The organism is Streptomyces pristinaespiralis (assembly GCF_001278075.1).
Taxonomy (GTDB): Bacteria; Actinomycetota; Actinomycetes; order Streptomycetales; family Streptomycetaceae; genus Streptomyces; species Streptomyces pristinaespiralis.
Genome location: NZ_CP011340.1, coordinates 4917105 through 4940353, shown reverse-complemented (window position 1 = coordinate 4940353; position 23249 = coordinate 4917105). Strand labels below are relative to the sequence as shown.

Here is a 23249-nt window from a genome sequence, read left to right as displayed (position 1 = left end):
TGATCCGGGCCGGGAACCTCGCGACGCTCGCCGTCCTGCCCCTTCAGAGCGGTGGCACGCCGGTCCAGCAGGTCCACGCACTCCTGGGTCCCCGGCCTCGGCGCGCCTGCCCGCTCACGCATCACCGCGACGGCCTGCACGTTGCGACCGGCAGCGGTCTTCGACCACCTGTCGGACGGATCCTCAGAACGTGAGCACGCCCCGCGCCACCCGCCCCTGCCTCGCGTCCTCGGCCGCCTTGGCGAAGTCCTCCACGGGGTAGGTGGCGGTGACCAGTTCGTCGAGCAGCAGGCCGCCCCTGCGGTACAGATCGGCGTAGAGCGCGATGTCGTGCTGGGGCCGGGAGGAGCCGTAACGGCAGCCGAGCACCGACTTGTCCAGGAACATCGCCGCGGGCAGGAAGGACGCCTCGGCCGTGGGGGCGGGCATCCCCAGCAGGATCGCCTGGCCGTGCCGGTCGAGCAGGTCGATCGCCTGCCGCACCAGCGCGGCGCTGCCGACACACTCGAAGACGTGGTCCGCACCGGTCGGCAGGACCTCGCGCACGCCGTCGGCCGACCCGAGGAAGTGCGTCGCGCCGAACTGCCGGGCCACGGCCTCCTTCGCCGGGTTGGTGTCGACGGCGAGGATCGCGGAGGCACAGGCGATCCTGGCGCCCTGGAGGACGTTGAGTCCGATGCCGCCGGTGCCGATGACGACGACCGTGTCACCGTGCCGCACCTCGGCCCGGTTGAGCACGGCCCCGACACCGGTCAGGACGCCGCAGCCGATCAGCGCGGCCGAGGTGAGGGGGATGTCCGCGGGGATCCGCACCGCCTGCACGGCCTTGACGACCGTGCGCTCCACGAACGCGGAGTTGGACGCGAACTGGAACAGCGGCGTGCCCGACCGGGAGAAGGGACGGCCGGGCCGGCCGATCGCCCGGCGGCACATGGTGGGGCGCCCGCGGTCGCAGTCGGCGCAGGCGCCGCAGTTGGCGAGGGTCGACAGCGCGACATGGTCGCCCGGGGCCACATGGCCGATCCCCGGGCCGACCGCCGCGACGACGCCCGCGCCCTCGTGGCCGAGCACCACCGGCACGGGGAAGGGGATCGTGCCGTCGATCACCGACAGGTCGCTGTGGCAGAGCCCGGCGGCCGCGATGTCGACGGCGACCTCGCCGGGCCCGGGGTCCCGTACCTCCAGGTCCGTGACGACCTCGGCCTGTTCGCCGTCGAAGACGACACCTCTCATCGCGGCTCCTTCGGCAGGCCGAGCACCCGCTCGGCGATGATGTTCCGCTGGATCTCGTCCGAGCCGCCGTAGATGGTGTCGGCACGGGAGAAGAGGAACAGGCGTTGCAGGTCGTCGAGTTCGTACGCATCGGGACGCCAGGGACGGGGGCCGACGGTGGCCGTCGCGCCCCGCACGCCCGACGCGAGCTCGCCGAGGCGCCGGTGCCAGCCGCCCCAGAGCAGTTTGGCGACGCTCGGCGCGCCGTCGTCCCCGGCGCCGCCGAGGGTGCGCAGGGCGTTCCAGCGCATGGTGCGCAGTTCGGCCCACAGGCGGACGAGGCCCGCCCGGATCACGGGATCGTCCACCGCGCCCGTCTCGACACCGAGGCGGATCACCCGCCGCAGTTCGGTCTCGAAGCCGATCTGCTGGGCGAGGGTGGAGACGCCGCGCTCGAGGGCGAGCAGGCTCATCGCCACCCGCCAGCCGTTGCCCTCCCCGCCGACGATCTCCGCCGCGCGGGCCCCGTCGAAGAAGACCTCGTTGAACTCCGCCGTCCCCGACATCTGCCGGATGGGACGCACCTCGATCCGGCCGGGCTGGTCCATGGGCACGAGCAGGAACGAGAGGCCGTGGTGGCGGCGCGCGGCCGGATCGGTGCGGGCGAGCACGAAACAGTGGTCGGCGTCGCGGGCCAGCGAGGTCCAGATCTTCTGTCCGGTGACCCTGTACGTGTCGCCGTGGCGCCTCGCGGCGGTTCTGATCCCGGCCAGGTCGGACCCCGCGTCCGGCTCGCTGTACCCCTGGCACCAGATCGCGTCGCCCCGCGCCACTGCCGGCAGATAGCGGTCCTGCTGCGCCCGGCTGCCGTGGGCGAAGAGGGTCGGGGCGAGCAGGTTCTCCCCGATGTGGCCGGTGCGTGCCGGGGCGCCGGCCCTCGCGTACTCCTCGGCCCAGACGACCTGCTGGACGAGCGTGGCGGTCCTGCTCCCGTACGCCCCGGTCCCCCAGCCGATCCCGATCCACCCGCCCCGCCCGAGCTCACGCTCCCACTCCCGGGCGCCGCTCCCCCGGTAGGGGTGCTCCTCGAGCCAGGCCCGTGCGGTACGGCGGAAGGTCTCGTCGTCCTCACCGAAGCGGAAGTCCATGGCGGCGGCTCACGCGTTCGGGCGGGCGCCGTGGGCCGCGGCCGCGGCCATGGCCTCCAGGTGGGCCAGCATCGGCATGGGGTCGGTGCCGACCGTGCCGGGGAGGAAGTCGGCTATCCGGTCGGGTGTCCAGGGGCCTTCCCCGTAGGCCGCGCGGAGCTCCCTCGGCTGCGCCCAGACCGCGATCTTGGGGCCGGCGATCGTGTAGACCTGGCCGGTGATCCGCTCGGCGCGGGCCCGCTCGGAGAGCAGGTAGACGACCAGGGCGGCGACGTCCTCGGGGTCGCCGATCTCCTTGAGTTCCACGGGGACGCCTTCCGACATACGGGTCCGGGCGACCGGGGCCACCGCGTTGGCCGTGACGCCGTACTTGTGCAGACCCAGCGCCGCGCTGCGGACCAGTGAGATGACGCCGCCCTTGGCTGCCGAGTAGTTGGCCTGGGAGACGCTGCCCTGGTGGTTGCCGCTGGTGAAGCCGATCAGGGTGCCGGAGCGCTGGGCCCGCATCACCGCCGACGCGGCGCGGAAGACGGTGAAGGTGCCTTTGAGGTGGGTGGCGAGGACCGGGTCCCACTCCTCCTCCGACATGTTGAACAGCATGCGTTCACGCAGGATGCCGGCCGTGCAGACGACCCCGTCCAGGCGTCCGTACTCGGCGAGCGCGACGTCCACGACGCGCTGTCCGCCCGCCATCGTGGCGATGTCGTCGGCCACGGCGACGGCCGTTCCGCCCGCCGCCCCGATCTCCTTCGCCACGCCGTCCGCGATCCCGGACGTGGGGGACGACCCGTCGACCGACACCCCGTGGTCGTTCACGACGACGCTCGCGCCCTCCGCCGCGCAGGCGAGGGCCACCGCCCGCCCGATGCCGCGGCCCGCTCCCGTCACGGCGACGGCCTTGCCTGCCAAGAAGTTCCCCACGACCGGCCCCTTCCCGCAGTTTCTGACGGACCGTTAGATTCTAGGGTCAGTCCGCCGCATGAGCACAAGCCCCGGGAGGCCAGATGTCATTGCCGGCCGCGTTCCACGACATCGCGAAGCGCGTCAACAACTGGGGGCGCTGGGGCGACGACGACGAGATCGGCACCCTGAACCTGATCACCGGCGAGGTGGTCAGGAACGCCGCCGCCACGGTGCGCAGCGGCCGGCGCGTCCCCCTCGCGCTCCCGCTCCGGCAGGACGGCGTGCAGACCGGCGTCATCCCGGGCCGGGTGAACCCGCTGCACACGATGGTCCAGATCAACCAGGAGCTCTTCGGGCCGGGGACCGTCGCCACCAGCGACGACACCGTGACGATGGGACTCCAGGCGGCCACCCACTGGGACGCCCTCACCCACGCCTCGCACTCGGGCCGGATCTACAACGGCCGTCCGGCCGGCACGATCACGCCGCACGACCGGGCCCGCTTCAGCGGCATCGACAAGGCCACGCCCGTCGTCTCACGGGGCGTCCTGCTGGACGTGGCACGGGCGAAGGGCGTGGACCGACTTCCCGGGGACCACGCCGTCACTCCCGCGGACCTGGAGGAGGCGGCGGAGTACGGCCGGGTCTCCGTCCGCGCGGGCGACATCGTCCTCGTACGGACGGGGCAGATGCGGCTGTGCCTGGAGGGCGACCGGCACGGCTACGCGTTCCCCTCGCCCGGCCTGTCGGTGCGCACCCCCGAGTGGTTCCACGCCCATGACGTCGCCGCCGTCGCGAACGACACCCTCACGTTCGAGATCTTCCCGCCGGAGATCGAGAACCTCTGGCTCGCGGTGCACGCGCTCGACCTCGTGGAGATGGGCATGCTGCAGGGCCAGAACTGGAATCTGGAGGAACTGTCCACAGCCTGTGCACAGGAGGGGCGGTACGCGTTCCTGCTGTCGGCGATGGCGGAGCCGTTCGTCGGCGGGACCGGCACGCCGGTCGCCCCGGTGGCCGTACTCTGACGCCCGCGCCCCGGCCCAGGAGAGGGGATCAGGCGCCGCGCGCCTCTGCACAAGTGCGGGATCAGACGCCGCGCGCCTCTACGCGAAGGCGGGATCAGGCGCCGCGCGCCGCGACCGGCGGGCCTGCCAGTTGCTTGGCGTCCGCCGGCAGGTCGCGGTCCACCTCGCACCAGATGGACTTGCCGGCGCCCTCCCGCTGCCAGCCCCAGCGGTCCGCGAGTCCGTCGACGAGCTCCAGGCCGCGCCCGCCGGTGTCCTCGCCCTGCGCGTGTCTCGGTCTCGGCGGGCAGGCGCTGACGTCGGCGACCTCGACCCTGACCGTCCCCGCCTCCGCGGCGCCCGCACCGAACAGCATCCGCAGCACGGCCGGACAGCCGGTGTGCACCACGGCGTTGGTGACGAGCTCCGAGATCAGCAGGATCAACGTCTCCGCCAGCGGCTCGTCGTCCCCCATACCGGATTTGAGGAGCCGCGACCGGGCCCATCTGCGGGCCCGCCCCACCTCCGAAGGGTCGGATCCGATCTCCAACTGCACCTGAAGCACCTGCACAGCTCACACCACCCGAACCGGCGGACACATAGCCTCGCGCCTCACAGCCATAACGGAATGTGATTCCCTTACAGCACAGCATGATTGACTGTCAGTCACCGCAACAAGCGCTTCGGGCATATTCCAGCGTGAAGGAGTACGCATGGTGCATACTGTGCGACCCGCGCCCCGGGGAGTCGAACGCAAGGCCGCAGAACACTTTCGCAGCCCGGCCCGCCTACCGTCCGCCGACCGCCGGAGGGGTTCCCACCTGCGACCCGACGGCCGTGAGAGATCGCCCCGGACAGTGCGCACCGACGGGCCCGGGACCGCCTGACCGGCGGCACCGTGAGACCCCGTCATCGCTGCGACTCTCATCCAACGGAGAGTACCGGAGTGGTGGCCCGACTCCACCCTGTGACGAGTCCTCGGAAGGACACAACCCGGTATCGACGCACGGTGACGGTTCAGAATGCCGAGGCCAAAGCCTGCGCCTGGATCTCCTCCGCCCGGGCCGTCGTGAGCCATCTCCGGGCCCGCAGCAGGGCGCGTTTGAGGTGGAGGTGCACGTCCGACTCCCAGGTGAAGCCCATGCCGCCGAACACCTGGAGGCAGTCCCTGGCGCCGCGCACCGCCGCCTCGTCGGCGAGCAGTTTGGCGCCGGCGATCTCCGTGAGGTCCCCGCCGACGGCCGCCGCGTAGACGGCCGCCCGCGCGGTCTCCGTGCGGACGAGCATCTCCGCGCACAGGTGCCCCACGGCCTGGAAGCCGCCGACCGGCCGTCCGAACTGCACCCGGCTCTTCGCGTGGCGCACCGCCTCCTCGGTGCTGCGGGCCGCGCTGCCGAGCTGCTCCGCGGCCGTGAGGAGGACGGCGGCCCCGGGCGGCGGACCGGGCGTCAAGGGCGGGCGCGGGAGGCGGTGCAGGGGCGTGAGCGGGTCCAGGGACGGCACGGCTTCCGCCTCCGGTACGTCCACCCGGTGCGGGACGCCGTCGGACGCGAAGACGACGACCGTGTCGGCGTCTTCGAAGTGCTGTACGAGGGAGGGCAGTTCGGACGCGGCGGTGACGACCGCCGTGCCGTCGGCCGCTCCCGGCACGCTCCCCGCCGCCAGATGCGTCGCCACCAGCGGCCCCGGCAGCAGCACCCGGCCCACCTCCTCGAAGACGAGCACCGCCTCCGGCAGGCCCAGGCCCGCCCCGCCTTCGTCCTCCGGCAGCCGGAGCGCGAAGAACCCGGCGTCGCCGAGCTCGCGCCACAGCTTCCGGTCGAGCCCGCCCTCGCGGTCCACGGCGGCCCGCAGCGCCTCGCGCCCGAAGCGGCCGGCGAGCAGTTCCCGTACGCCGCGTCGCAGCGCCCGCTGGTCGTCGCTGAGCCGGAAGTCCATCAGCGCCCTTTCGGCAGGCCGAGGACGCGCTCGGCGAGGATGTTCCGCTGGATCTGGGAGGTGCCGGCGGCGATGGTGTACGAGAGGGACGACAGCCGCTCCCGCGTCCAGGGCAGCGAAAGGTCGAGCGCGCCGGGGCCGAGGACCTCAGCGGTGGCGTCGTACAGCTCCTGACGGGCCTGGGAGTAGCGGAGCTTGAAGACGGACCCGCCGGTCCCGGGCACACCGCCGGTGGCGGCGGCCTCGCTGACGTTCCACTGGACGAGCCGCCACAGTGCCGTGAACTCGGCGTGCAGCCTGCCCAGTCTGCGGCGCAGCACCGGATCGTCCCAGCAGCCGTTCGCACGTGCCCGCGTGGCCACCTCGGTGAGGGTACGGCGGCAGGCGACGACCTCGCCGGCGAAGGCGGTGCCGCGTTCGAAGGACAGCGTGACCATGGTGACGCGCCAGCCGTCGTTCTCCTCGCCCACGCGGTCGGCGGCCGGCACACGGACCTCGTCGAGGAACACCTCGGCGAACTCGGTGGACCCGGCCAGCGTGCGCAGCGGCCGTACGGTGACGCCGGGCGCGTCCATCCGCATCGCGAGCCAGGTGATGCCGCGGTGGCGGGGGGCGCCAGGGTCGGTGCGTACGAGCAGTTCGCACCAGTCGGCCACCTCGGCGTGCGAGGTCCAGATCTTCTGACCGGTGACGACGTAGGCGTCGCCGTCGCGAACCGCCTTGGTCCGCAGGGAGGCGAGGTCGCTCCCGGCGTCCGGTTCGCTGAAGCCCTGGCACCAGATCTCCTCGCCGCGCAGGATCGGCCCCAGCCAGCGTTCCCGCTGTTCGGGCGTGCCCTCCGCGGCGATGGTCGGCCCGGCGTGCAGCAGGCCGACGAAGTTGGCGCCGACGTAGGGCGCCCCGGCCTTCTCCGTCTCCTCGAGGAAGATCAGCCGGAGGGTCGGGGAGGCGTCCAGGTGCACGTTCCCGTAGCCCGCGTCGTACAGCCTGCGCTGCCAGGCGCTGTCGTGGGCGCGCCGCGCCGGCCAGTCGCCGGCCGGCGGCGGTGGGGGCAGCGTGGGCAGTGTGCCCGCCAGCCAGTCGCGCAGCCGGGCCCGGAACTCCTCCTCAGCGGCGGTGTACGCCAGGTCCACTACGTGTCCAGGTCCAGGCCGAGCATGCGGATGGCGTTGCCGCGCATCAGCTTGTACACGGTCTCGTCGTCCAGGTCCTTCACATGGTCGAGGGCGACCTGCTTGGTGTGCGGGAAGGTCGAGTCGACGTGCGGGTAGTCGGTCTCGAAGGTGGCGTTGTCGCGGCCGACGGCGTCGAGGGAGGCGACGCCGTGCTTGTCCCGGAAGAAGCAGCAGAAGATCTGCCGGTAGTAGTACGTGGAGGGCGGTTCGGGGACCAGGTCGCGCACCCCGCCCCAGGCCCGGTGCTCCTCCCACACGTCGTCGGCGCGTTCCAGGGCGTAGGGGATCCATCCCATCTGCCCTTCGCTGTAGGCGAGCTTGAGCCGCGGGAAGCGCACCAGGACGCCGCTGAAGAGGAAGTCGGTCATCGAGGCCATGGCGTTGTTGAAGGAGAGCGCGGCCTGCACGGCGGGCGGCGCGTCCGGCGAGGCGGCGGGCATCTGGGACGACGAGCCGATGTGCATGTTGACGACGGTGCCGGTGTCCTGGCAGACGGCGAAGAACGGGTCCCAGTAGCCGGAGTGGATCGACGGCAGCCCGAGGTATGTGGGGATCTCGGAGAAGGTGACGGCGCGTACGCCGCGCGCCGCGTTCCTGCGGATCTCGGCGACGGCCAGCCCGATGTCCCACAGCGGGACGATGCACAGCGGGACGAGCCGGCCGCCGCTGTCGCCGCACCACTCCTCGACCATCCAGTCGTTGTAGGCGCGGACGCAGGCGAGCGCGACCTCCTTGTCGTGGGCCTCCGCGAAGGTCTGGCCGCAGAAGCGGGGGAAGGTGGGGAAGCAGAGTGACGCCTCGACGTGGTTCAGGTCCATGTCCTTGAGGCGCTCCGCGGGATCCCAGCAGCCGGGCCTCATCTCGGCCCGGGTGATGCCCTCGAGGGTCATCTCGTCGCGGTCGAATCCGACGGCGGCGATGTTGCGCTTGTACGGGAACTTGAGGTCCTCGTAGATCCACCAGTCGGTGGGCGGGCCTTCCGGGTCCATCGTGATCCGGTACTTGCCGCCGACGTAGGCCAGCTCGCCGATCCCGGCGGTCAGCGGCTTGGGCCCGCGCTCGCGGTACTTGGCGGGGAGCCAGGTCTCGAAGAGGTGCGCCGGTTCGATGACATGGTCGTCGACGCTGACGATCCGGGGCAGTTCCTGTTCCATCGGGACCTTCCTCCGCTCCTGACGGTGCGTCAGTTCCGTCGCTCAGGCTAGCCCCGCACCCCTGGACCGACAAGGCGGTCGACCCTACGATCTGACGCATCGTCAGAGACCGCTTCCGCGGAGGTGTCCGGGCATGGAAGAGACCGCGCACGCACTGGGTTCGGCCCGCACCCTCTGGGAACTCGTCGAGCGCCGGGCCGCCCTCACCCCTCACCGGCCCGTCCTGCTCCAGGACGAGCGCGTCCTCACCTTCGGCGAACTGCGCACCCGCGCGGAACGGACCGCCGCCGGGCTGTACGCGAAGGGCGTACGCCCCGGCACGGTCGTGGCCTGGCAGCTGCCCACCCGGATCGAGACGGTGCTGCTGACCGTGGCGCTCGCCCGCCTCGGCGCCGTCCAGTCGCCCGTCATCCCCTTCTACCGGGACCGGGAGGTCGGTTTCGCGCTCCGCGAGTCACGCGCCGCGTACTTCGCCGTGCCGGGCGAGTGGCGCGGCTTCGACCACACCGCCATGGCGCGGCGGGCAGGCGCCCGTGGCGTCTTCGAGGCGTACGCGTCGCTGCCCGACGGCGATCCGTCCGCCCTGCCCGCGCCCCCCGCCTCCGGTACGGACGTGCGCTGGATCTACTGGACCTCCGGCACCACCTCCGACCCCAAGGGAGTGCTGCACACAGACCGTTCGCTGATCGCGGGCGGCTCGTGCCTGGCGCACGCGCTGCGCCTGTCCGAGGACGACATCGGCTCGATCGCCTTCCCGTTCGCGCACATCGGCGGACCGGACTACCTGGTGATGCTCCTGCTGTACGGGTTCCCCGCGGTGCTCTTCGAGAAGTTCGCGCTGCCCGAGGCGCTGGAGGAGTACCGCAGGCACGGCGTCACGATCGCCGGCGGCTCCACCGCGTTCTACGCGATGTTCCTCGCCGAACAGCGCAAGCGGCCCGGCAGGAAGCTGATCCCCACCCTGCGGCTGCTGGCCGGCGGCGGCGCGCCCAAGCCGCCGGAACTGCACCGCGCCGTGGTCCGCGAGATGGACTGCGTGCTCACCCACGGCTACGGCATGACCGAGGTCCCGATGATCACCATGGGTTCGCCGGACGACAGCGAGGACGACCTCGTGCGGACCGAGGGCCGACCGCCCGCCGGAATGGAGATACGGATCGTCGACGGCGAGGTCAGGCTGCGCGGCGAGGCCGTCTGCCAGGGCTACCTGGACCCCGCGGCGACGGCCGCGGCCTTCGACGCGGACGGCTTCCTGATCACCGGCGACCTCGGCCGGCTCACCGGCAGCGGGCACCTCGTGCTCACGGGGCGGGCCAAGGACGTCATCATCCGCAAGGGCGAGAACATCTCGGCCAAGGAGATCGAGGACCTGCTGCACGGCCACCCCGCGGTCGGCGACGTGGCCGTCGTCGGCCTGCCGGACGAGGCGCGCGGCGAACGGGTGTGCGCGGTCGTGGAGCGGGCGCCGGGCGTGACGGATCCCACACTGGCGGACATCACCGCCTTCCTCCGCGGCACGGGCCTCGCGCCCCACAAACTCCCGGAACAACTGGAGGTGGTGGACACGCTTCCGCGCAACGAGGCCCTGCGGAAGGTACTCAAGTACAAACTGCGTGAAACGTACGCATGATGAGCTTTGGGACCGGGCAAGGGGTGCCGGCCCGGTCCGGTCCGCCGTCCCGGGACGCCGTGCGGCGCGGGGCCGCCGCAAAGGGATCGCGCGGCGGCCGCCGCCGGGTCAGTTGGGCTCGGGGGTGACGTAGTACGCCGCGAACGCCGTCAGCACGTCGTCCTCGCCGATCCGGCCGTCCCCGTCCGTGTCCAGCGCCGCTCCCGCCGCCGCCGCGATGCCCGCGTCGACGCCGAGCGCGCCGAGCACGCGTTCCACGGCCGCCGGGGTGACTCCCCGGCCGTCCTCGTCGGCGACCCTCATCACGGCGTGCACGAAGGGACGGGCGATCTCGCCGAAGCGTTTCGGGTTGTCGCGCAGTCTCTTGACCGCGCTCGTCACGAACTCCTGGCGGGTCACCCGCTGGTCGCCGTCCACGTCGGCGATCCCGGCCATGCCCTGCCAGAACGCCTCCGCACCGCTGTAAAGGTCCTGCCCCTTGTCGGACCGGGCGGTCACGGAGAACTCGGCGAGCAGCTTGGCCGCGGCCGAACTGAAGTCCTCGCGGTCGATGTAGCCGTTGCCGTCCTGATCGAAAGCGGCGAAGCGGGAAGCGATCTTCCGCTCGTACTCTGCGCTGTCCATGCGGGGAGCGTAGAGCCCCGGAGGCGGAGGTGTGTACGCACCCGGGCAATTGCGCGGCGGCAACACCGTGGCAAAGCGCAGGTGACGGGAGTGCGATGGGGCGTACAGGGGCGCGCGCACGGGGCACGGGGCGCGCGTACGGGCTTGCGGCCTACGCCGGTTCGGGTGAGCTCCGCGACGGTGGCCTGCGTCACGCGGTCAGCGGCTGCGCCCCGTCGTCCGTCGCCGAGCCGGTGTCCGCGTAGACCTCGAAGAGGCGGCGCACACCGAGGGCTCCCAGCACTCTGTTGACGTGGGATCCGTCCTCCGCGCCGCGGGCCGGCAGGATCAGCCGGAGTCTGCCCCGGCACGAACGCATCAGCCGCCGTGCGGCGATCAGCACGCCGACACCGCTGGAATCACAGAAGAACACCTCGGAGAGGTCGAGCACGACGTCGTGGTGACCGGCGGCGACGGCGTCGTGGACGCGCTGGCGCACGACCGGCGAGGACACGAGATCGAGCTCCCCGCGTACGTGCAGCACGGTCCACGAGCCCTGCCGGGACTCGGCCACCTTGAGCATCACCACGTCTTGGACCCCTCCTCAGGCCGGTCACAGAAGACCGGAAGCTGTCCTTCCACTGCCGCTGCCCGACTGCCCGTCGCTGAAACGCGACATTCGTCACGGAGCGCGTTTCCACTCGTCCCCCAGGCAGTTCTTCCCCGTCCCCGGCCCTACCATCCCGGACCGCGGCAGGGGCGTACTTGACGCAAAGGCTCGTGCGTATTTCGTCCGGCGCACTACATTCGAATGAGCAACAGTCACGAGGGCAGAGGCAACGGGCACGGAGCGAGCGCAGAGCTTGGGGGCGGTATGGCGAAGGACGCACCACCGCGCTGGGACCGCAGGATGCAACAGCGGCTGGCCCGCGGCGAGGCCGCGGCGCTCGGCGAGCTGTACGACAGGTTCGCCGCGCTCGTGCACAGCCAGGCCCATCGCGTCCTCGAGGACGAGGAGGCCGCCGACCAGGTCACCCGGGAAGTCTTCGGGTACATATGGGAAAATCCGGACGCCTACGACCCCAAGCAGGGCTCCATGCGGTCCTGGGTGGCGCGGCTCACCAACAGCCAGGCCGTGCACCGGCTGCGGCAGACCGAGGCGGCGGCGCTCGCGAAGGGCGGCGGGGGCACGACGGAGGAACTGGAGCAGAAGGTGCGCAGGGCCGCCGTCGCGGCCAGGGCCGACTACATCGTGACGTCCATGCCCGCCCCGCTGCGCGCCGCGCTGGAGCTGGCGTACTTCCAGCGCAGGGACTACCGCCAGACCGCCGCCGACCTCGGCGTCACGGAGGACGAGGCCCGGCGGCGGCTGAGGCTGGGCCTGCAACTGCTGGCGACGGCACACACCCGCTCGCTCGAGGGCTCGTCACCGCCCGGGTACGGACGGGCGCTGTGAGCGGGCCCCGGGACAGCGGCGGCGACGGAGACGGCGAGGAGGTGCGGGGCGTGCCGCGCATACCGTCCCCGCGCGCCGCGGCGGACGACCTCCGTCCGGAGGCGTACCGGCCAGGACCACGGCCCGTCCCCCCGGAGACGGCTCCCGGCGTCCCCGCCGACGCCTCCGACGCCTCGGACCCGGCCCCCGAGGGCGCGCCCGGCACGGCGGACGGTTCGGGCCCCACGGCCGGGGGCACCCCCGCCCCTCCCTCGCACGCTGCGCGACGCCGTCGGGCTGCTGCACACCGACCGCGACCTGGACCTCGACCCGCTGCTGCGCTTCCGGGTGCTGGAGAACTGCCTGGGCCGCAGGCCCGCCCGTATCCCCGTGCCCGGCTGGGCCGACCCGTACGACGCGGAGACCGCGAGGCTCGACGCGCTGCTCCGGGACATCGGGGACTCCGAGTGGCACGCGCCGGTGCGGCTCAAGTGGTTCGAGGGCGAACGCCGGATGAGCCGCCGCACGACGGTCGCCGGGGTGATCGGGCACCTGATGACCGTCGACGGCATCGTGGCCGGCGCGATGGGGCTCGACGACCCGCTGGGCCCGCACGCGCCGCTGCTGCCGGCCGCCCGCACCATGGCGTTCTGGGACACCACGGCCCTGCCGCCCACCGGCACGATCCGCGAACCGTGGCGCGACCAGAGCCACGACCTCGTCCGCACCGTGTCGTTCGCCGGTCCCGCCGCCGCCGAACTGTCCGTCTCGTACGGGTCCTTCGCGCTGCCGCTGCGGGACGCACTGCTCGACCGGGCCTTCGAGTGCTGGATCCACGCGGACGACATCGCCGACGCGGTGGACTACCCGTACGCGCCGCCGAGCGGCGCCCACCTCAACCGGATGATCGACCTCGCCGCACGGCTGCTGCCCGCGGCCCTCGCGGAGCGCAGGCGTGCGGGGCTCGCGGGACCACCGCAACATCTCGTGGCGGCGGGCGCGCCCGGACGGTCGCTCCATCTGGAGGTCGAGGGCTCCGGCGGGGGAAGCTGGTACATCGCCCTGGACTCCCCGGCGGCGGTCGGCTCGCCCGACAAATCGGTCGCCCAAGTGGCCTTGGACGGCGTCGAGTTCTGCAAGCTGGTGGCCGGGCACGTCTCCCCGGAGGAGGCCGCCGCGGGCCAGGACGGCGACCGGGAGGCCATCCGGGACGTGCTGTTCGCGGCGGCGGCCCTGAGCCGGCTCTAGGGTCACGCCGCCGGATCGGCCACGGGTCACGAGCGGGACGGACCCGGGGACGCCGGCGCGGGCGCCCCCGGGACATGCGTCAGTACAGGCCGGAGTAGGTGTTCCAGCCGGTGCCGATCGACGCCTTGGGCTTGAAGTTGCCCTTGCCGTCGGAGTCGTAGCGGTACAGGGTGCCGCCACTGGTGCGCGCGACGATGTCGGCGCGGCCGTCGCCGGTCATGTCGCCCGGTGCGGCGAGCTTGGTGTACGCGCCCCAGCCGGAGCCGATGAGCCTCTTGGCCTTGAACGGCGCGGCGGCCGCGCCCGTGCCCTCGTACAGGTACAGCTTGCCGTCCTTGGCGCGCGCGACCAGGTCCGCGCGGCCGTCACCGGAGATGTCGCCGGCGCCGAGCAGGGCGTTGAACTGGCCCCAGCCGGAACCGATCCGCTGCTTGGCGGCGAAGCCCGTGCCGTTGCCGTTGCCCCGGTAGAGGTAGAGGACGCCGGAGCCGTCGCGGGCGATCAGGTCGCCCTTGCCGTCACTCGAGAGGTCCCCGGGGCCGACGAGGGTGTTGTAGACGCCCCAGCCGCTTCCGATGACCTGGGTCTCGTCCGACTTGTGGCTCAGGTTGTAGAGGGTGCCGTTGTAGACCTCCAGCAGCTCCGAATAACCGTTGTCGTCGAGCGACGAGACGTGGACGAGTCGTGCGCCCTTCCAGGCGCCGGTGTCGCCGATCTTCACTCGGGGGACGAAGCGCCCGTTGTTGAGGTCCCAGTAGTAGAAGAGGGAGCCGTTGCCGTCGAGTCCGAAGAGTTCGTCCTTGCCCCAAGCGGGGATGTTGCCCGCGTTGGCGAACTGAAAGGCCGGGTTCCAGTTGCTGCCGTACTTCACCCGCGGCAGGAACGAGCCGGTGCCGGTGGAGGAATAGTCGTAGAGGTCGCCACTGTACGTGCGGGCGAAGAGGTCGGCGCTGCCGTCGTTGTTGACATCGTCGAGACTGAACAGCGTGTTGAACATGTTCCAGCCGGTACCGGCCTTGACCCGCGCCGCGAAGGGCCGCGTGGTTTCGCCGGTGCCACTGTAGAAGTACAGCTCACCGGCGGTGTTCCGGGTGAAAAGGTCGGCGATGCCGTCGTGGTCGACGTCGTTCATGCCGACCAGCTGGTCGTACTGGGCCCAGCCGGAACCGACGAGGACCCGGGACGCGAGCGGCCTGATGTCGCTGGTGGTCCCCGGGTACAGGTACAGCTCTCCCGCGAACGTGCGGGCGAGCACGTCGCCGACACCGTCACCGTTCAGGTCACCGGGCGAGAAAACCTTGTTGTAGATCTGCCAGCCCTGGCCGGACCAGAACACCTGCCCGTAGGTGCCGTAGTTGGTGTATGCCGAGAGACGGCCGGTCTGCGTCAGCGTAAAGACGACCGTGGAGTCCGCACGGAGGCCGGCCGCGGAGAAGACGTCCTTGTAGAACACGCCGGGCGACGCGTTGGCGCCGTCCTCGAAGCCGTACTCGTAGGGCTCGCCGTTGACGGGGTCGACGAGCACCCGGCCGGCCACGTTCTGGGAGAGCATGTCGGACTGCCCGTCGCCGTCCACGTCGCTCCGCGGCTTGGCCGGCAGCGCGCCGTCCTCGGCGACGGACGCGCCGTGGCCTGCCGGTCGCGGCAGCTCGAAGGTCGGCAGCGGGGCGGCGGCCTTCGGACGTACGGCCGTGCGGTCCTGCACCGGGGTCTCATCGGCCTGTGCCGCCGGGGCCGCCAGCAGCATGCCGGCGGCGAGGGCGAGTGCGGTGCAGGCGGCGACGCGGGCGCGGGTGCTTCTGCGCGGACCGGCCGCGGCGCGGCCGGATTCCGTGGAAGTCAAGGTTCCCCCTCGAAGGGTGTCACTCGCACGGCCGCTCCGGCGGCGCTGCGCGGGGGCGCGCGCCCATGGGGGATGTGGAGACAGCTGTGCAAGGAAGATGGCACCGGTACAGACGCGCGGGGCGGAGCGAAGGATGTACGGGACCGGCGATCATTTCGCGGCCCCTTCGCCCGGCCGCGTGCGGCGGGAAACCCCTGGTGGCACCGGTGTCCCGGGACCGGACGATGTGATTCCGGCTCCGGGTCCCCGCCGGCGCGGGGCACGTTCGGACCCTTCGGGAAGAAAGCTCCGGGCGCCGGTGGTCCGCTCCTTCGCCGGGCCGGCCGCCGGGCGCTCGGGGCCGCACGGCTGCGGCAGTTCCCGTCGGTGGCGCACCGGGGAGAGGAAGACCGGCAGGAAGGCGAGCGTGAGACAGCCCGCGCCCACCCACATCGCGACGCGCAGTCCCGCGAGTTCGCCGATCAGGCCGGCCACGGCCGAGCCGACGGCGATCGCGCCCGTGAGCATGAAGCGGAAGGTGGCGTTCATGCGGCCGAGCAGCGGGTCCGGCGTCAGCCGTTGACGCAGGCTCACCCCGAGGACGTTGTCAACGCCGATCTTGAACGTCACCAGCATCCATCCGGCCCCGGCGACCCACAGCCAGGGGCCGCGATCGATGAGCGGCACGAGCAGCGCCGTCGGCGCCATCACCAGTCCCGCGACGCCGAGAGTGCGGCCGTGGCCGAGCCGCCGGGCCACGGGGTGGGCACAGCGCGCGCCGAGGAGGATGCCGGCGCCGCCCGCCGCCCAGTAGAGGCCGAGCGCCCCGGCGGACAGGCCGAGTTCACGGGTGAAGAGGACCGGCAGCAGCGTGTTGACGATCTGGGAGCCGAGGTTGGTGAGGGACGCGGTGAGGGCGAGCGCGCGGAGCTCGGCGTTGCGCAGGACGTGCCGCAGGCCCTCCGCGATCTGCGCCGCCAGTCCCCCGCCGGATGCCGTGCGGCCGCCGTCCGCCCCGGGCGGCACGACGCCGTCCGCCCCACGACGGGAGCGGCGCCCGCGGCCCGCCGCCGGCAGTGCGAGACGGACGGCCGAGGCCAGGTAGAGGACGCCGACGCCGATCACGGCCACCGGTGCGGTGAACAGCTGCACGATCCCGCCGCCCGCGCCCCGGCCCGCGACGTTGCCCGCTGCCTGGAGGCTCACCACGGCCGCGTTCGCCCGTACCAGACCTTCGCGGCCGACCAGCCGGGGCAGGATGCTCTGCGAGCCGACGTCGAAGAAGACCGTGGCGCAGCCGTTCAGCAGGACGACCGCGTAGAGCTGCTCCAGGGTGAGGGCGTCCAGCGCCCATGCGGCCGGCACGGAGGCGAACAGACCGGCCCGGACCACATCCGCGGTGATCAGCACCCGGCGGTGGCGCATCCGGTCCACCCACGCACCGGCCGGCAGGCCGATGAGGAGGAACGCGACCGTGCTCAGCGTCGCCAGCAGACCGACCTCGCCCGCGCTCGCGTCGAGCGCGGACACGGCGATCAGGGGGACGGCGACGTAGCCGATGTTGGTGCCGAGCTGGCTGAAGGCGGTGGCGGTGAAGAGCGTGCGGAAGTCACGGGACCGCCAGGGACTGTCGGTGGGCATGGTCCGTACGCTGCCCGGACTCCGCGTCCCGCTCCAATGATTTAGCCTCGGCCGAATGGTGCTGGAGAGCCGCCCGGAGGGCGGGACACTGGAGATCGGCTTCTCCGCGGAGGACGTGGCCCGCACGCGTTTCGCCGTGTCCCCGCTGTGGGAGGTCGTCGCGAGCGTGCGGGTGCTCAGGGACACCGGGCCGGGGGTGCACCGGCCGTGGGCGGAGCGGGTACGGCCCGCTCTCGCGGCCGCGAAACTGGACCTCACCCCGCTGTCCTGTCTGATCGGCCCGCCGCCGGCCGGCGTCCCCGGCTTCCTGGTGGCGCCGCCCACGACACCGCAGCCCTCGCTGGACGTGGAGTTGGCGGCGCTGCGTTCCATGCCGCACGAGCTGATCCGTACGACGACACCCGCCGCGCGGGAGGGGGTCGCCGCACTGCGCGCGGACCCGGAGCGCGGTCTCGGGCGGCTCGCGGACGTGATCGCCGCCTACTGGGAGGTGGCGATGGCCCCGTACTGGCCGCGGATCCTCACGGTGGTGGAGGGCGACATCCTCTACCGCGCCAAGCGTCTCGCCGAAGGCGGTGCCCGGCGTCTCTTCGACGACCTCGATCCGCGGCTCACCTGGGACTCGGGCACCTTGCAGGTGATGCACCGCTGTGTACGCGGCGAACGGCGCCTGGACGGCCGCGGACTGCTCCTGGTGCCCTCCGTGTTCGCCGGGCCGCGGATCTTCTCCGACGTGGACAGCCCGGACTGGCAGCCCACCCTGCGCTACCCGCCCCGGGGCACCGCCACCTTGTGGGAAGGGCGGGCGCAGCCGCTCTCCGACGCCCTGGCGGGGGTGCTGGGGCGCGGCAGGGCCCTGCTGCTGGCCGAGCTCGCGGCCCCGGCGTCGACGACCGACCTGGCCCGCCGCACCGGCCTGTCGGCGGGAGGTGTCTCACAGCATCTGACGGCGATGCGCGCGGCCGGTCTGGTCAGCGCGCACCGCACGGGTCGCGTGGTGCTCTACGCCCGTACCAGCGTGGGCGAGTCGCTGGTGGCCGGCTGACCCCGGGGGGCGGTCCGCGTCACCCCGAGGCCGGCCCTTCACCGGCGCGGACGGCGGCCCGCGTCACTCACCGCCGACGCTGATGTTCGGGTCGCCGTCCGGACCGTGCGGCTTCAGCTCCACCTTGATGGTGTGCGTGGTGTCGCGCGCCGCGGAGCCGCCGCCGCCGGCCGTCAGCACCCCGATCCGGAGCTCGGCCCGCCCGCTGCCCTCACGGCGCACCTGCACCGCGAACTCCAGTTGCACGTTCTCCACGCTGAACCGCAGATCGCGTCCCTCACCGGCACGTTGGGCCCGCTCGAGCTCGTCGCGCACCTGTCCGATGACCTCCGCCAGCCCCACGACCGCGGTTTCGTCACGCTCAGCCATCGCGTCCCCCCTCTACCGTAGTTATCGTTGGGCAGTATGAGCGAGCCGATTCGCACATCCAACTCCGCTATACATGAAGAGAGTTGGCGGGTACGTCCGCTCCGCGGACCGGATCGGGCGGGCCGGCCGCTCGGCGCCGGGGTGCTGCTGCCCGGCGGCCTGGTGCTCACCTGCGCGCATGTCGTCCTGATGCGCCCTGACTCCTCCGGCATCCGCACCCCGCTGGAGGAGGTCTACGTCGACGTACCCCACGCCCCGGCCGGACACACCCCGGAGCCCCTGCGGGCCCGGCTGCTGAGGGAGTACCTGGTCATGCCGACGGGCCAGTACGGCGGCGATCTCGCGCTGCTCAAGCTGGACCAGGAACCGGCGGTCCCGCACGCCGTACTGCACCGGCAGATCCCGGCGCGCGGCGACATGGTGCACTTCACCGGTTACCCGGAGGACCTGCCCGGCGGGGAGCATCTGGACGCCCGGCTGATGGGGCGCGGCGGTCCCGCGCCCACGCCGGAGTGGGTGCAGCTCGACGCGCTGAACGCGCCGTACGTGGTGCGTCGCGGTTACAGCGGATGCGCCGTCGTGCACAGCCGTTCCCGGCGGGTCATCGGCATCGTGGCGCACCAGTTCGGCACGCCGCAGGCGCGGGTGCGCCGGGACCACGCGTACATGATCCCGACCGAGACGGTGCTGAAGCACCTGCCGCTGGAGCGGCTGGGCCTGACGGTCACCGGCAAGCCGGCCGTGTCGCACGATGTCGCGGTCGCCCACGACAGGACCGCCTCCGGGCGCGTGCCGGGGCTGCACCGTCGGCTGACGCGCTGGCTCGACGGCGCACCGGACACCGACCCGGTGGAGCCCGTGTTCGCCGGCGAGGGCGAGCACGACGTGCTGCACACGGTCAGATCGGTGCTCACCCTCGCCGACCGTGAGCAGAGCCCTCCGGAGGCACCGCCCGCCCGGGGCAGTGCGACGGGCCCGGCGCAGGTGACGGGTGAGCCGCAGGCGGGCAGCATCGACATCGCGGTCGACGCCACGAACCGCACCGTCGCCGGGCTGGCCAGGGACGCGGCGGACCGTATCGGTCTCGATCCCCCCACGGACGGTCCGCCGGGCGGCGCGGACGGGGACCTGCTCGGACGGATCGCGGCCGAGAGCCCGCCGCTGATCGCCGCCTTCCTGTCCGTCGACCGGTCGGCCTCCACCGACGACGAGATGCTGCGGCTCCTCTCCGCGCTCCTCTCCCACGGCCAGAGCCGGCTCCTGCTCGTCTTCAGCGACCCCCGCTCCCCGCTCCTCGCCCGGGTGCGCGACGAACTCCTCGGCCCCGACTGGGCCGCCCGCCGCACGGAACGGCTCGGCACCCGGGTGAGCCGGCTCGCGGAGACCGAGCAGCGGCTGCGGCAGCTGTCCGGCCGGCGGCCGGCCGCCCTGGCCCCACGGCTGCGCCGGATGCTGGAACAGCTCGGCCCGGCGGGCCCGTTGAACGGCTCCGCCGAACAGCCGCACGCCCTGTTCCGCTGCGCCGTCGACATCGAGGCCGCGCTGCTCGACGCGGAGACGGCCGAGGAGGAGCTCACCGGACCGGCGGGTCCCCGCGAGTTCGTCGTCGGCCCGCCCGGTGACGGGCTGACCGATCTGCCGGCCGTGGCCGTCCGCGACCCGGACGCGCTCGTCACCGAGCAGGCCGGGGACCGCCTCGCGGGCGGCGAGCGGCTGCACCAGCAGTACGAGGTGGTGGGGCCCATCGGGCAGGGCAGCCACGGCAAGGTGTACCTCGCGCGCGATCTTCTCCTGGAGAACCGTCCCGTCGCCCTCAAGGGCATCCTCGACCCCGGCGATCCGGCGGCCGTGCTCCAGGCCCACCAGGAGCGGCTGCGGCTCGTCAGCCTCAACCACCCCTCGGTCATCCGGGTGGTCAACTACGCGCGCCACGAGCGGACATCTGCCGAGTTCATCGTGATGGAGTTCGCCGACGGCGCGTCGCTGTCCTGGGTCGGCTCCCGCATCGCCCGGAGCGTCGAGCCGTTCGCGGGGCCGCGGGTACGGGAGTTCATCGTCGTGTACGGCCTGCTCGTGCTGGAGGCCCTCGACCACCTCCACGGGGAGGAGAAGCTGGTCTACGGCGACCTGTCGCTCACCAACGTCCTGCACTGCGGCACCGGCATCAAACTCATCGACGTCGCGGGCGTACGCGAGCCGGGCGCGCCGGGGCCGGTCAGCCACCGGCCGCCGGAGAGCGGGCCCGACGGCGGGATGACCACCGCGGGCGACCTCTACACCGTCGGCGCCGTCCTCGGTGAACTGCTCGCCAAGGACCCGGCACCGCCGTCCGACCTCGGCACCGAATCGCTCCGGCGCGCCCTCTCGCGCGCCACGGCCACCGATCCGAGGCGGCGTTACGCCTCCGCGCAGGAGATGGCCGTCCAGCTGCGGGGTGTGCTGCGCGAACTGCGGTCGCTGCGGCTGGACGAGGAGACGTTCGAGCCGTCCCCGCTGTTCCACTCGGCCGCGATCGCGCTGGACGGCCGGCTGGGCAAACCGCCGCCGCTGGAGCGCTGGCGGGCGGACGGCACGGCCGACCGGCTCGGCGCCCATGTGCCGGAGCCGGCGGAGGCCGCGGTGGCCCTGCCCGTGCCGAAGGCCGATGTGCGGGACCCCAACTGGAAGGAGCTCCAGCGCACCTCCTACGACGACCCCGCCGGTCTGCTCCAGCTCAGCGACGAGTGGCTGCCGTCGCCGGAGCTGCATCTGCTGCGCTGCAGGCTCCATCTGGAGCTGGCAGGCGTCCGCCGTCACGGCCGCGACAAGGAACTGGTGACCGCCGCGGTGGAACTGGAGAGGGCCGGGCGGCTGCTCGGGGACCGCGCCCGTTACGACTGGCGCCTGGACTGGCACCAGGGTCTGGCCCAGCTGGCCCACGGCCGGCTGCACCGGGCGCTGAACTGCTTCGACACCGTGTACGCGGCGATCCCCGGCGAGTACGCGCCCAAGCTCGCCCTCGGCTACTGCCACGAGAAGCTCGCCGACGAGTGGCGGACCGGGGAACGGGCCGACGCGCCCGAGGCCCCGGCGGCGCGTGAGGCGCACGAGCAGCAGGCCATGCTGTTCTACGACGCGGTGTGGCGGCGCAACCACGCCCTCGGCGCGGCCGCGTTCGGGCTCGCCCGCATCCACCTCGCCCGGCACAGCCCCGACCGCGCGCTGGCCTCCCTCGACGGCGTCCCGCCCGACTCGCGGCACCGCACGGCGGCGCGGACGGCGATGGTGCGCATCCACGCCGGCACGCCCCAGGTCGCCTCCGCGGTGCGCGCCCACGCCGCCCTGCACCGGCTCGCGGGCCACGAGGGGCTCACCGACCCGCAGGCGCAGGAGCGGCTCACGGCGGAGCTGCTCGAGCAACTGCTCGAGCTGGTGCGGTCGCAGGGCGCCGGCGTGCTCGAGCGGATGCGCGCCGCGCTGCCGGCGTCCGTCCCGCTCCCGCGGACCGAACGGGAGCTGCGCGAGCGGTTGTCGGCGAGCTACCGCCGGCTGGCGAAGCAGGTACCGGACACGGACACCGCGGCGGGCGCCGCGCTGGCGGAGGCGCTCCTCGACAACGCGTACAGCACCCGCCCGCTCGGCCTGCGCCACGCCCGCCACCACGACCGCGGCCCCTGGCTGCGCCGCCTGACCCCCGGGGGCCGTTCATGACCACGCGTCCGTACACCGGCCCGCCGGCGGACGCCGCCGAGGAGAAGGCCGGCGGAACAGAGGTGCGGCCGTCCGCACGGCGGAGCGTGGCCGCGCTGTGGCGCCGCCCCGTCGAAGCGGTGCGGCGGCCGCCGGGACCGGGGCCCGCCCCATGGGTCAAGGTCTGGCGGGTGCTCGGGCCCGGGGTGTGGGCGCGGGCCACCGGGCGGGGCCCCGGGGGACGGCGGGCGACGGCCGCGTTCCTGCGGCGCCGGATGCTGGTGCTGCCCGCCCTGGCGCTCGTCGCTCTCGCGCTGTGCGCCGCCGCCTACAGCGATGTGCACGGTCGCTCCGACCGGTTGAGGCACCGGTCGGTGCCGGCGCTGGAAGGGCTGGCACAGGCCCGTACGTCCCTGGTCCTGGCGGGGAAGCAGGCCGAGCTGCGGTTGCTCGAGGCCCGGCAGGCCGGTCGGGTCGAGCTCGGCGAGACGTACCGTTCGCGGCTGACGGAGGCGTCGCAGAGCCTGAACCGGGTGGCCCAGACCGGTGCCCTGAGCCGGGGACAGGAACAGGAGCTGCGGGTGGTGTCCGGGCTGGTCGTCGCCTACGGCGACAAGATCGCCTGGGCGGACCGCAACCGGTCGAGCAAGCTGCTGCGCACCGCCGGTGTCGAGTACGCGGCGGGCCTGCTCGGCAGCCCGGACACGGACCCCGCGGAGGGCCAGGACCCGACGACCGTGCTGGACCGGATCGAGGAGATGGAGAGCCTGCTGCGGCAGGAGAGCGGCGACCTCGCCGCGTGGAGCCCGCTGACGCTGACGGCCGCCGGAGCGGCCGTGCTGACGACCGCGCTGTTCGGCTTCCTGACCGTCGGCACGGCGGTCTTCCTGCGGGACCGCCTGCGGCTGGTCAGCCTCCAGTTGGCGGCGGGCGCGCTGCCGGTGCTGGTGACGCCGCTGCTGCTGGCGTTCGGCGGGGCCCAGGAGCACGGCGCCCAGCAGGACGTGCACGCGGCGGTCGCCGGGCTGGCGGACCTGGAAGCGGACGAGGGCGCCCCGCGGGCGATCGAGCGGGCGGCGGACGCGGCCCACACGCGGATGAGCGTGGCGGACCCGGACGGCTGGTCGCTCACGGCGGGGATCACCGTGCCGGCCGCGGGGCTCGGGGCGGTCGCCTGCGGCGTCACGCTCTATCTCTACGGCAGGCCGTACCCGGCGGCCCGCACACGACGGACGTACACCGACGCGTGA

18 protein-coding genes and 1 pseudogene are annotated in these 23249 nt (G+C 73.0%); 7 read left to right on the top strand and 12 right to left on the bottom strand.

Annotated elements, in window-relative coordinates; all coding sequences use genetic code 11:
• Positions 1 to 183: 183 nt before the first annotated feature.
• From SPRI_RS21040 to SPRI_RS21030, 3 genes are read right to left on the bottom strand one after another with little or no spacing between them, the layout of a single operon-like run.
• Positions 184 to 1233, bottom strand: coding sequence for a Zn-dependent alcohol dehydrogenase (locus tag SPRI_RS21040; protein WP_005316152.1), 1050 nt, complete (start codon positions 1231 to 1233; stop codon positions 184 to 186).
• Positions 1230 to 2360 (bottom strand): acyl-CoA dehydrogenase family protein, encoded by a 1131-nt coding sequence (locus SPRI_RS21035; RefSeq protein ID WP_005316150.1) that lies wholly within the window; start codon positions 2358 to 2360, stop codon positions 1230 to 1232. The genes SPRI_RS21040 and SPRI_RS21035 overlap by 4 nt, the downstream gene beginning before the upstream one ends.
• Positions 2361 to 2369: 9 nt before the next feature.
• Positions 2370 to 3281: an SDR family oxidoreductase gene (locus SPRI_RS21030; RefSeq protein ID WP_005316147.1), complete on the bottom strand. Its 912-nt coding sequence runs from the start codon at positions 3279 to 3281 to the stop codon at positions 2370 to 2372.
• A gap of 83 nt (positions 3282 to 3364) precedes the next feature.
• Here SPRI_RS21030 and SPRI_RS21025 point away from each other — a divergent pair, with 83 nt between their 5' ends.
• A complete protein-coding gene (locus SPRI_RS21025) occupies positions 3365 to 4291 on the top strand; it encodes a cyclase family protein (protein ID WP_005316144.1) in 927 nt (308 codons plus the stop codon).
• Between the two features lie 94 nt (positions 4292 to 4385).
• Here the strand turns inward: SPRI_RS21025 and SPRI_RS21020 are convergent, their stop codons facing one another.
• From SPRI_RS21020 to SPRI_RS21005, 4 genes are all read right to left on the bottom strand, one after another.
• Positions 4386 to 4841, bottom strand: coding sequence for an ATP-binding protein (locus tag SPRI_RS21020; RefSeq protein WP_005316140.1), 456 nt, complete (start codon positions 4839 to 4841; stop codon positions 4386 to 4388).
• Positions 4842 to 5287: 446 nt separating this feature from the next.
• Positions 5288 to 6208 carry an acyl-CoA dehydrogenase family protein gene (locus SPRI_RS21015; RefSeq protein WP_005316135.1) on the bottom strand — a complete coding sequence of 307 codons (921 nt, stop codon included), beginning with the start codon at positions 6206 to 6208 and terminating at the stop codon, positions 5288 to 5290.
• Positions 6208 to 7341 (bottom strand): acyl-CoA dehydrogenase family protein, encoded by a 1134-nt coding sequence (locus SPRI_RS21010; protein ID WP_005316133.1) that lies wholly within the window; start codon positions 7339 to 7341, stop codon positions 6208 to 6210. Before SPRI_RS21010 ends, SPRI_RS21015 begins: the two co-directional genes overlap by 1 nt.
• Entirely contained in the window at positions 7341 to 8537 is a 1197-nt protein-coding gene (locus SPRI_RS21005; RefSeq protein WP_005316132.1) for an amidohydrolase family protein, read from the bottom strand. The genes SPRI_RS21010 and SPRI_RS21005 overlap by 1 nt, the downstream gene beginning before the upstream one ends.
• 133 nt (positions 8538 to 8670) lie before the next feature.
• On the opposite strand from SPRI_RS21005, the gene SPRI_RS21000 reads away from it, so the two are divergent.
• Positions 8671 to 10167, top strand: coding sequence for a class I adenylate-forming enzyme family protein (locus SPRI_RS21000; RefSeq protein WP_005316130.1), 1497 nt, complete (start codon positions 8671 to 8673; stop codon positions 10165 to 10167).
• 108 nt (positions 10168 to 10275) lie between these two features.
• Here SPRI_RS21000 and SPRI_RS20995 read toward each other — a convergent pair whose 3' ends face one another.
• Together SPRI_RS20995 and SPRI_RS20990 are read right to left on the bottom strand one after the other, a co-directional pair.
• Positions 10276 to 10791, bottom strand: a complete 516-nt coding sequence (locus tag SPRI_RS20995) for an EF-hand domain-containing protein (RefSeq protein WP_005316128.1) — start codon at positions 10789 to 10791, stop codon at positions 10276 to 10278.
• A 190-nt stretch (positions 10792 to 10981) separates the two neighbouring features.
• Positions 10982 to 11356, bottom strand: a complete 375-nt coding sequence (locus SPRI_RS20990) for an STAS domain-containing protein (protein ID WP_037776654.1) — start codon at positions 11354 to 11356, stop codon at positions 10982 to 10984.
• Positions 11357 to 11644: 288 nt separating this feature from the next.
• Here SPRI_RS20990 and SPRI_RS20985 point away from each other — a divergent pair, with 288 nt between their 5' ends.
• Both SPRI_RS20985 and SPRI_RS20980 read left to right on the top strand, forming a co-directional pair.
• Positions 11645 to 12226, top strand: a complete 582-nt coding sequence (locus SPRI_RS20985; protein ID WP_005316123.1) for a sigma-70 family RNA polymerase sigma factor — start codon at positions 11645 to 11647, stop codon at positions 12224 to 12226.
• Positions 12223 to 13453, top strand: a pseudogene (locus SPRI_RS20980) (maleylpyruvate isomerase N-terminal domain-containing protein). Before SPRI_RS20985 ends, SPRI_RS20980 begins: the two are co-directional and overlap by 4 nt.
• 79 nt (positions 13454 to 13532) lie before the next feature.
• Here SPRI_RS20980 and SPRI_RS20975 read toward each other — a convergent pair.
• Together SPRI_RS20975 and SPRI_RS20970 are read right to left on the bottom strand one after the other, a co-directional pair.
• A complete protein-coding gene (locus SPRI_RS20975) occupies positions 13533 to 15296 on the bottom strand; it encodes an FG-GAP repeat domain-containing protein (protein WP_005316117.1) in 1764 nt (587 codons plus the stop codon).
• A 150-nt stretch (positions 15297 to 15446) separates the two neighbouring features.
• A complete protein-coding gene (locus SPRI_RS20970; protein ID WP_005316115.1) occupies positions 15447 to 16916 on the bottom strand; it encodes an MFS transporter in 1470 nt (489 codons plus the stop codon).
• Between the two features lie 55 nt (positions 16917 to 16971).
• Here SPRI_RS20970 and SPRI_RS20965 point away from each other — a divergent pair, with 55 nt between their 5' ends.
• Positions 16972 to 17961 (top strand): ArsR/SmtB family transcription factor, encoded by a 990-nt coding sequence (locus tag SPRI_RS20965; protein ID WP_005316112.1) that lies wholly within the window; start codon positions 16972 to 16974, stop codon positions 17959 to 17961.
• A gap of 63 nt (positions 17962 to 18024) precedes the next feature.
• Here the strand turns inward: SPRI_RS20965 and SPRI_RS20960 are convergent, their stop codons facing one another.
• The gene (locus SPRI_RS20960; protein ID WP_005316109.1) at positions 18025 to 18330 is read right to left on the bottom strand and encodes a trypco2 family protein; all 306 of its coding nucleotides are present in this window, start codon (positions 18328 to 18330) and stop codon (positions 18025 to 18027) included.
• Between the two features lie 36 nt (positions 18331 to 18366).
• On the opposite strand from SPRI_RS20960, the gene SPRI_RS20955 reads away from it, so the two are divergent.
• Together SPRI_RS20955 and SPRI_RS20950 are read left to right on the top strand one after the other, a co-directional pair.
• Positions 18367 to 22020, top strand: coding sequence for a tetratricopeptide repeat protein (locus tag SPRI_RS20955; RefSeq protein ID WP_063805355.1), 3654 nt, complete (start codon positions 18367 to 18369; stop codon positions 22018 to 22020).
• The gene (locus SPRI_RS20950; RefSeq protein ID WP_050791543.1) at positions 22017 to 23249 is read left to right on the top strand and encodes a hypothetical protein; all 1233 of its coding nucleotides are present in this window, start codon (positions 22017 to 22019) and stop codon (positions 23247 to 23249) included. The genes SPRI_RS20955 and SPRI_RS20950 overlap by 4 nt, the downstream gene beginning before the upstream one ends.

Bases quoted from the DNA above. Each gene is read 5' to 3' on its own strand.
- SPRI_RS20985 (WP_005316123.1), top strand. From the start codon at position 11,645: ATGGCGAAGGACGCACCACCGCGCTGGGACCGCAGGATGCAACAGCGG.
- SPRI_RS20955 (WP_063805355.1), top strand. From the start codon at position 18,367: ATGAGCGAGCCGATTCGCACATCCAACTCCGCTATACATGAAGAGAGT.
- SPRI_RS21000 (WP_005316130.1), top strand. From the start codon at position 8,671: ATGGAAGAGACCGCGCACGCACTGGGTTCGGCCCGCACCCTCTGGGAA.
- SPRI_RS21005 (WP_005316132.1), bottom strand. From the start codon at position 8,537: ATGGAACAGGAACTGCCCCGGATCGTCAGCGTCGACGACCATGTCATC.
- SPRI_RS20950 (WP_050791543.1), top strand. From the start codon at position 22,017: ATGACCACGCGTCCGTACACCGGCCCGCCGGCGGACGCCGCCGAGGAG.
- SPRI_RS20995 (WP_005316128.1), bottom strand. From the start codon at position 10,791: ATGGACAGCGCAGAGTACGAGCGGAAGATCGCTTCCCGCTTCGCCGCT.
- SPRI_RS21040 (WP_005316152.1), bottom strand. From the start codon at position 1,233: ATGAGAGGTGTCGTCTTCGACGGCGAACAGGCCGAGGTCGTCACGGAC.
- SPRI_RS21035 (WP_005316150.1), bottom strand. From the start codon at position 2,360: ATGGACTTCCGCTTCGGTGAGGACGACGAGACCTTCCGCCGTACCGCA.
- SPRI_RS21025 (WP_005316144.1), top strand. From the start codon at position 3,365: ATGTCATTGCCGGCCGCGTTCCACGACATCGCGAAGCGCGTCAACAAC.
- SPRI_RS20965 (WP_005316112.1), top strand. From the start codon at position 16,972: ATGGTGCTGGAGAGCCGCCCGGAGGGCGGGACACTGGAGATCGGCTTC.
- SPRI_RS20960 (WP_005316109.1), bottom strand. From the start codon at position 18,330: ATGGCTGAGCGTGACGAAACCGCGGTCGTGGGGCTGGCGGAGGTCATC.
- SPRI_RS20970 (WP_005316115.1), bottom strand. From the start codon at position 16,916: ATGCCCACCGACAGTCCCTGGCGGTCCCGTGACTTCCGCACGCTCTTC.
- SPRI_RS21015 (WP_005316135.1), bottom strand. From the start codon at position 6,208: ATGGACTTCCGGCTCAGCGACGACCAGCGGGCGCTGCGACGCGGCGTA.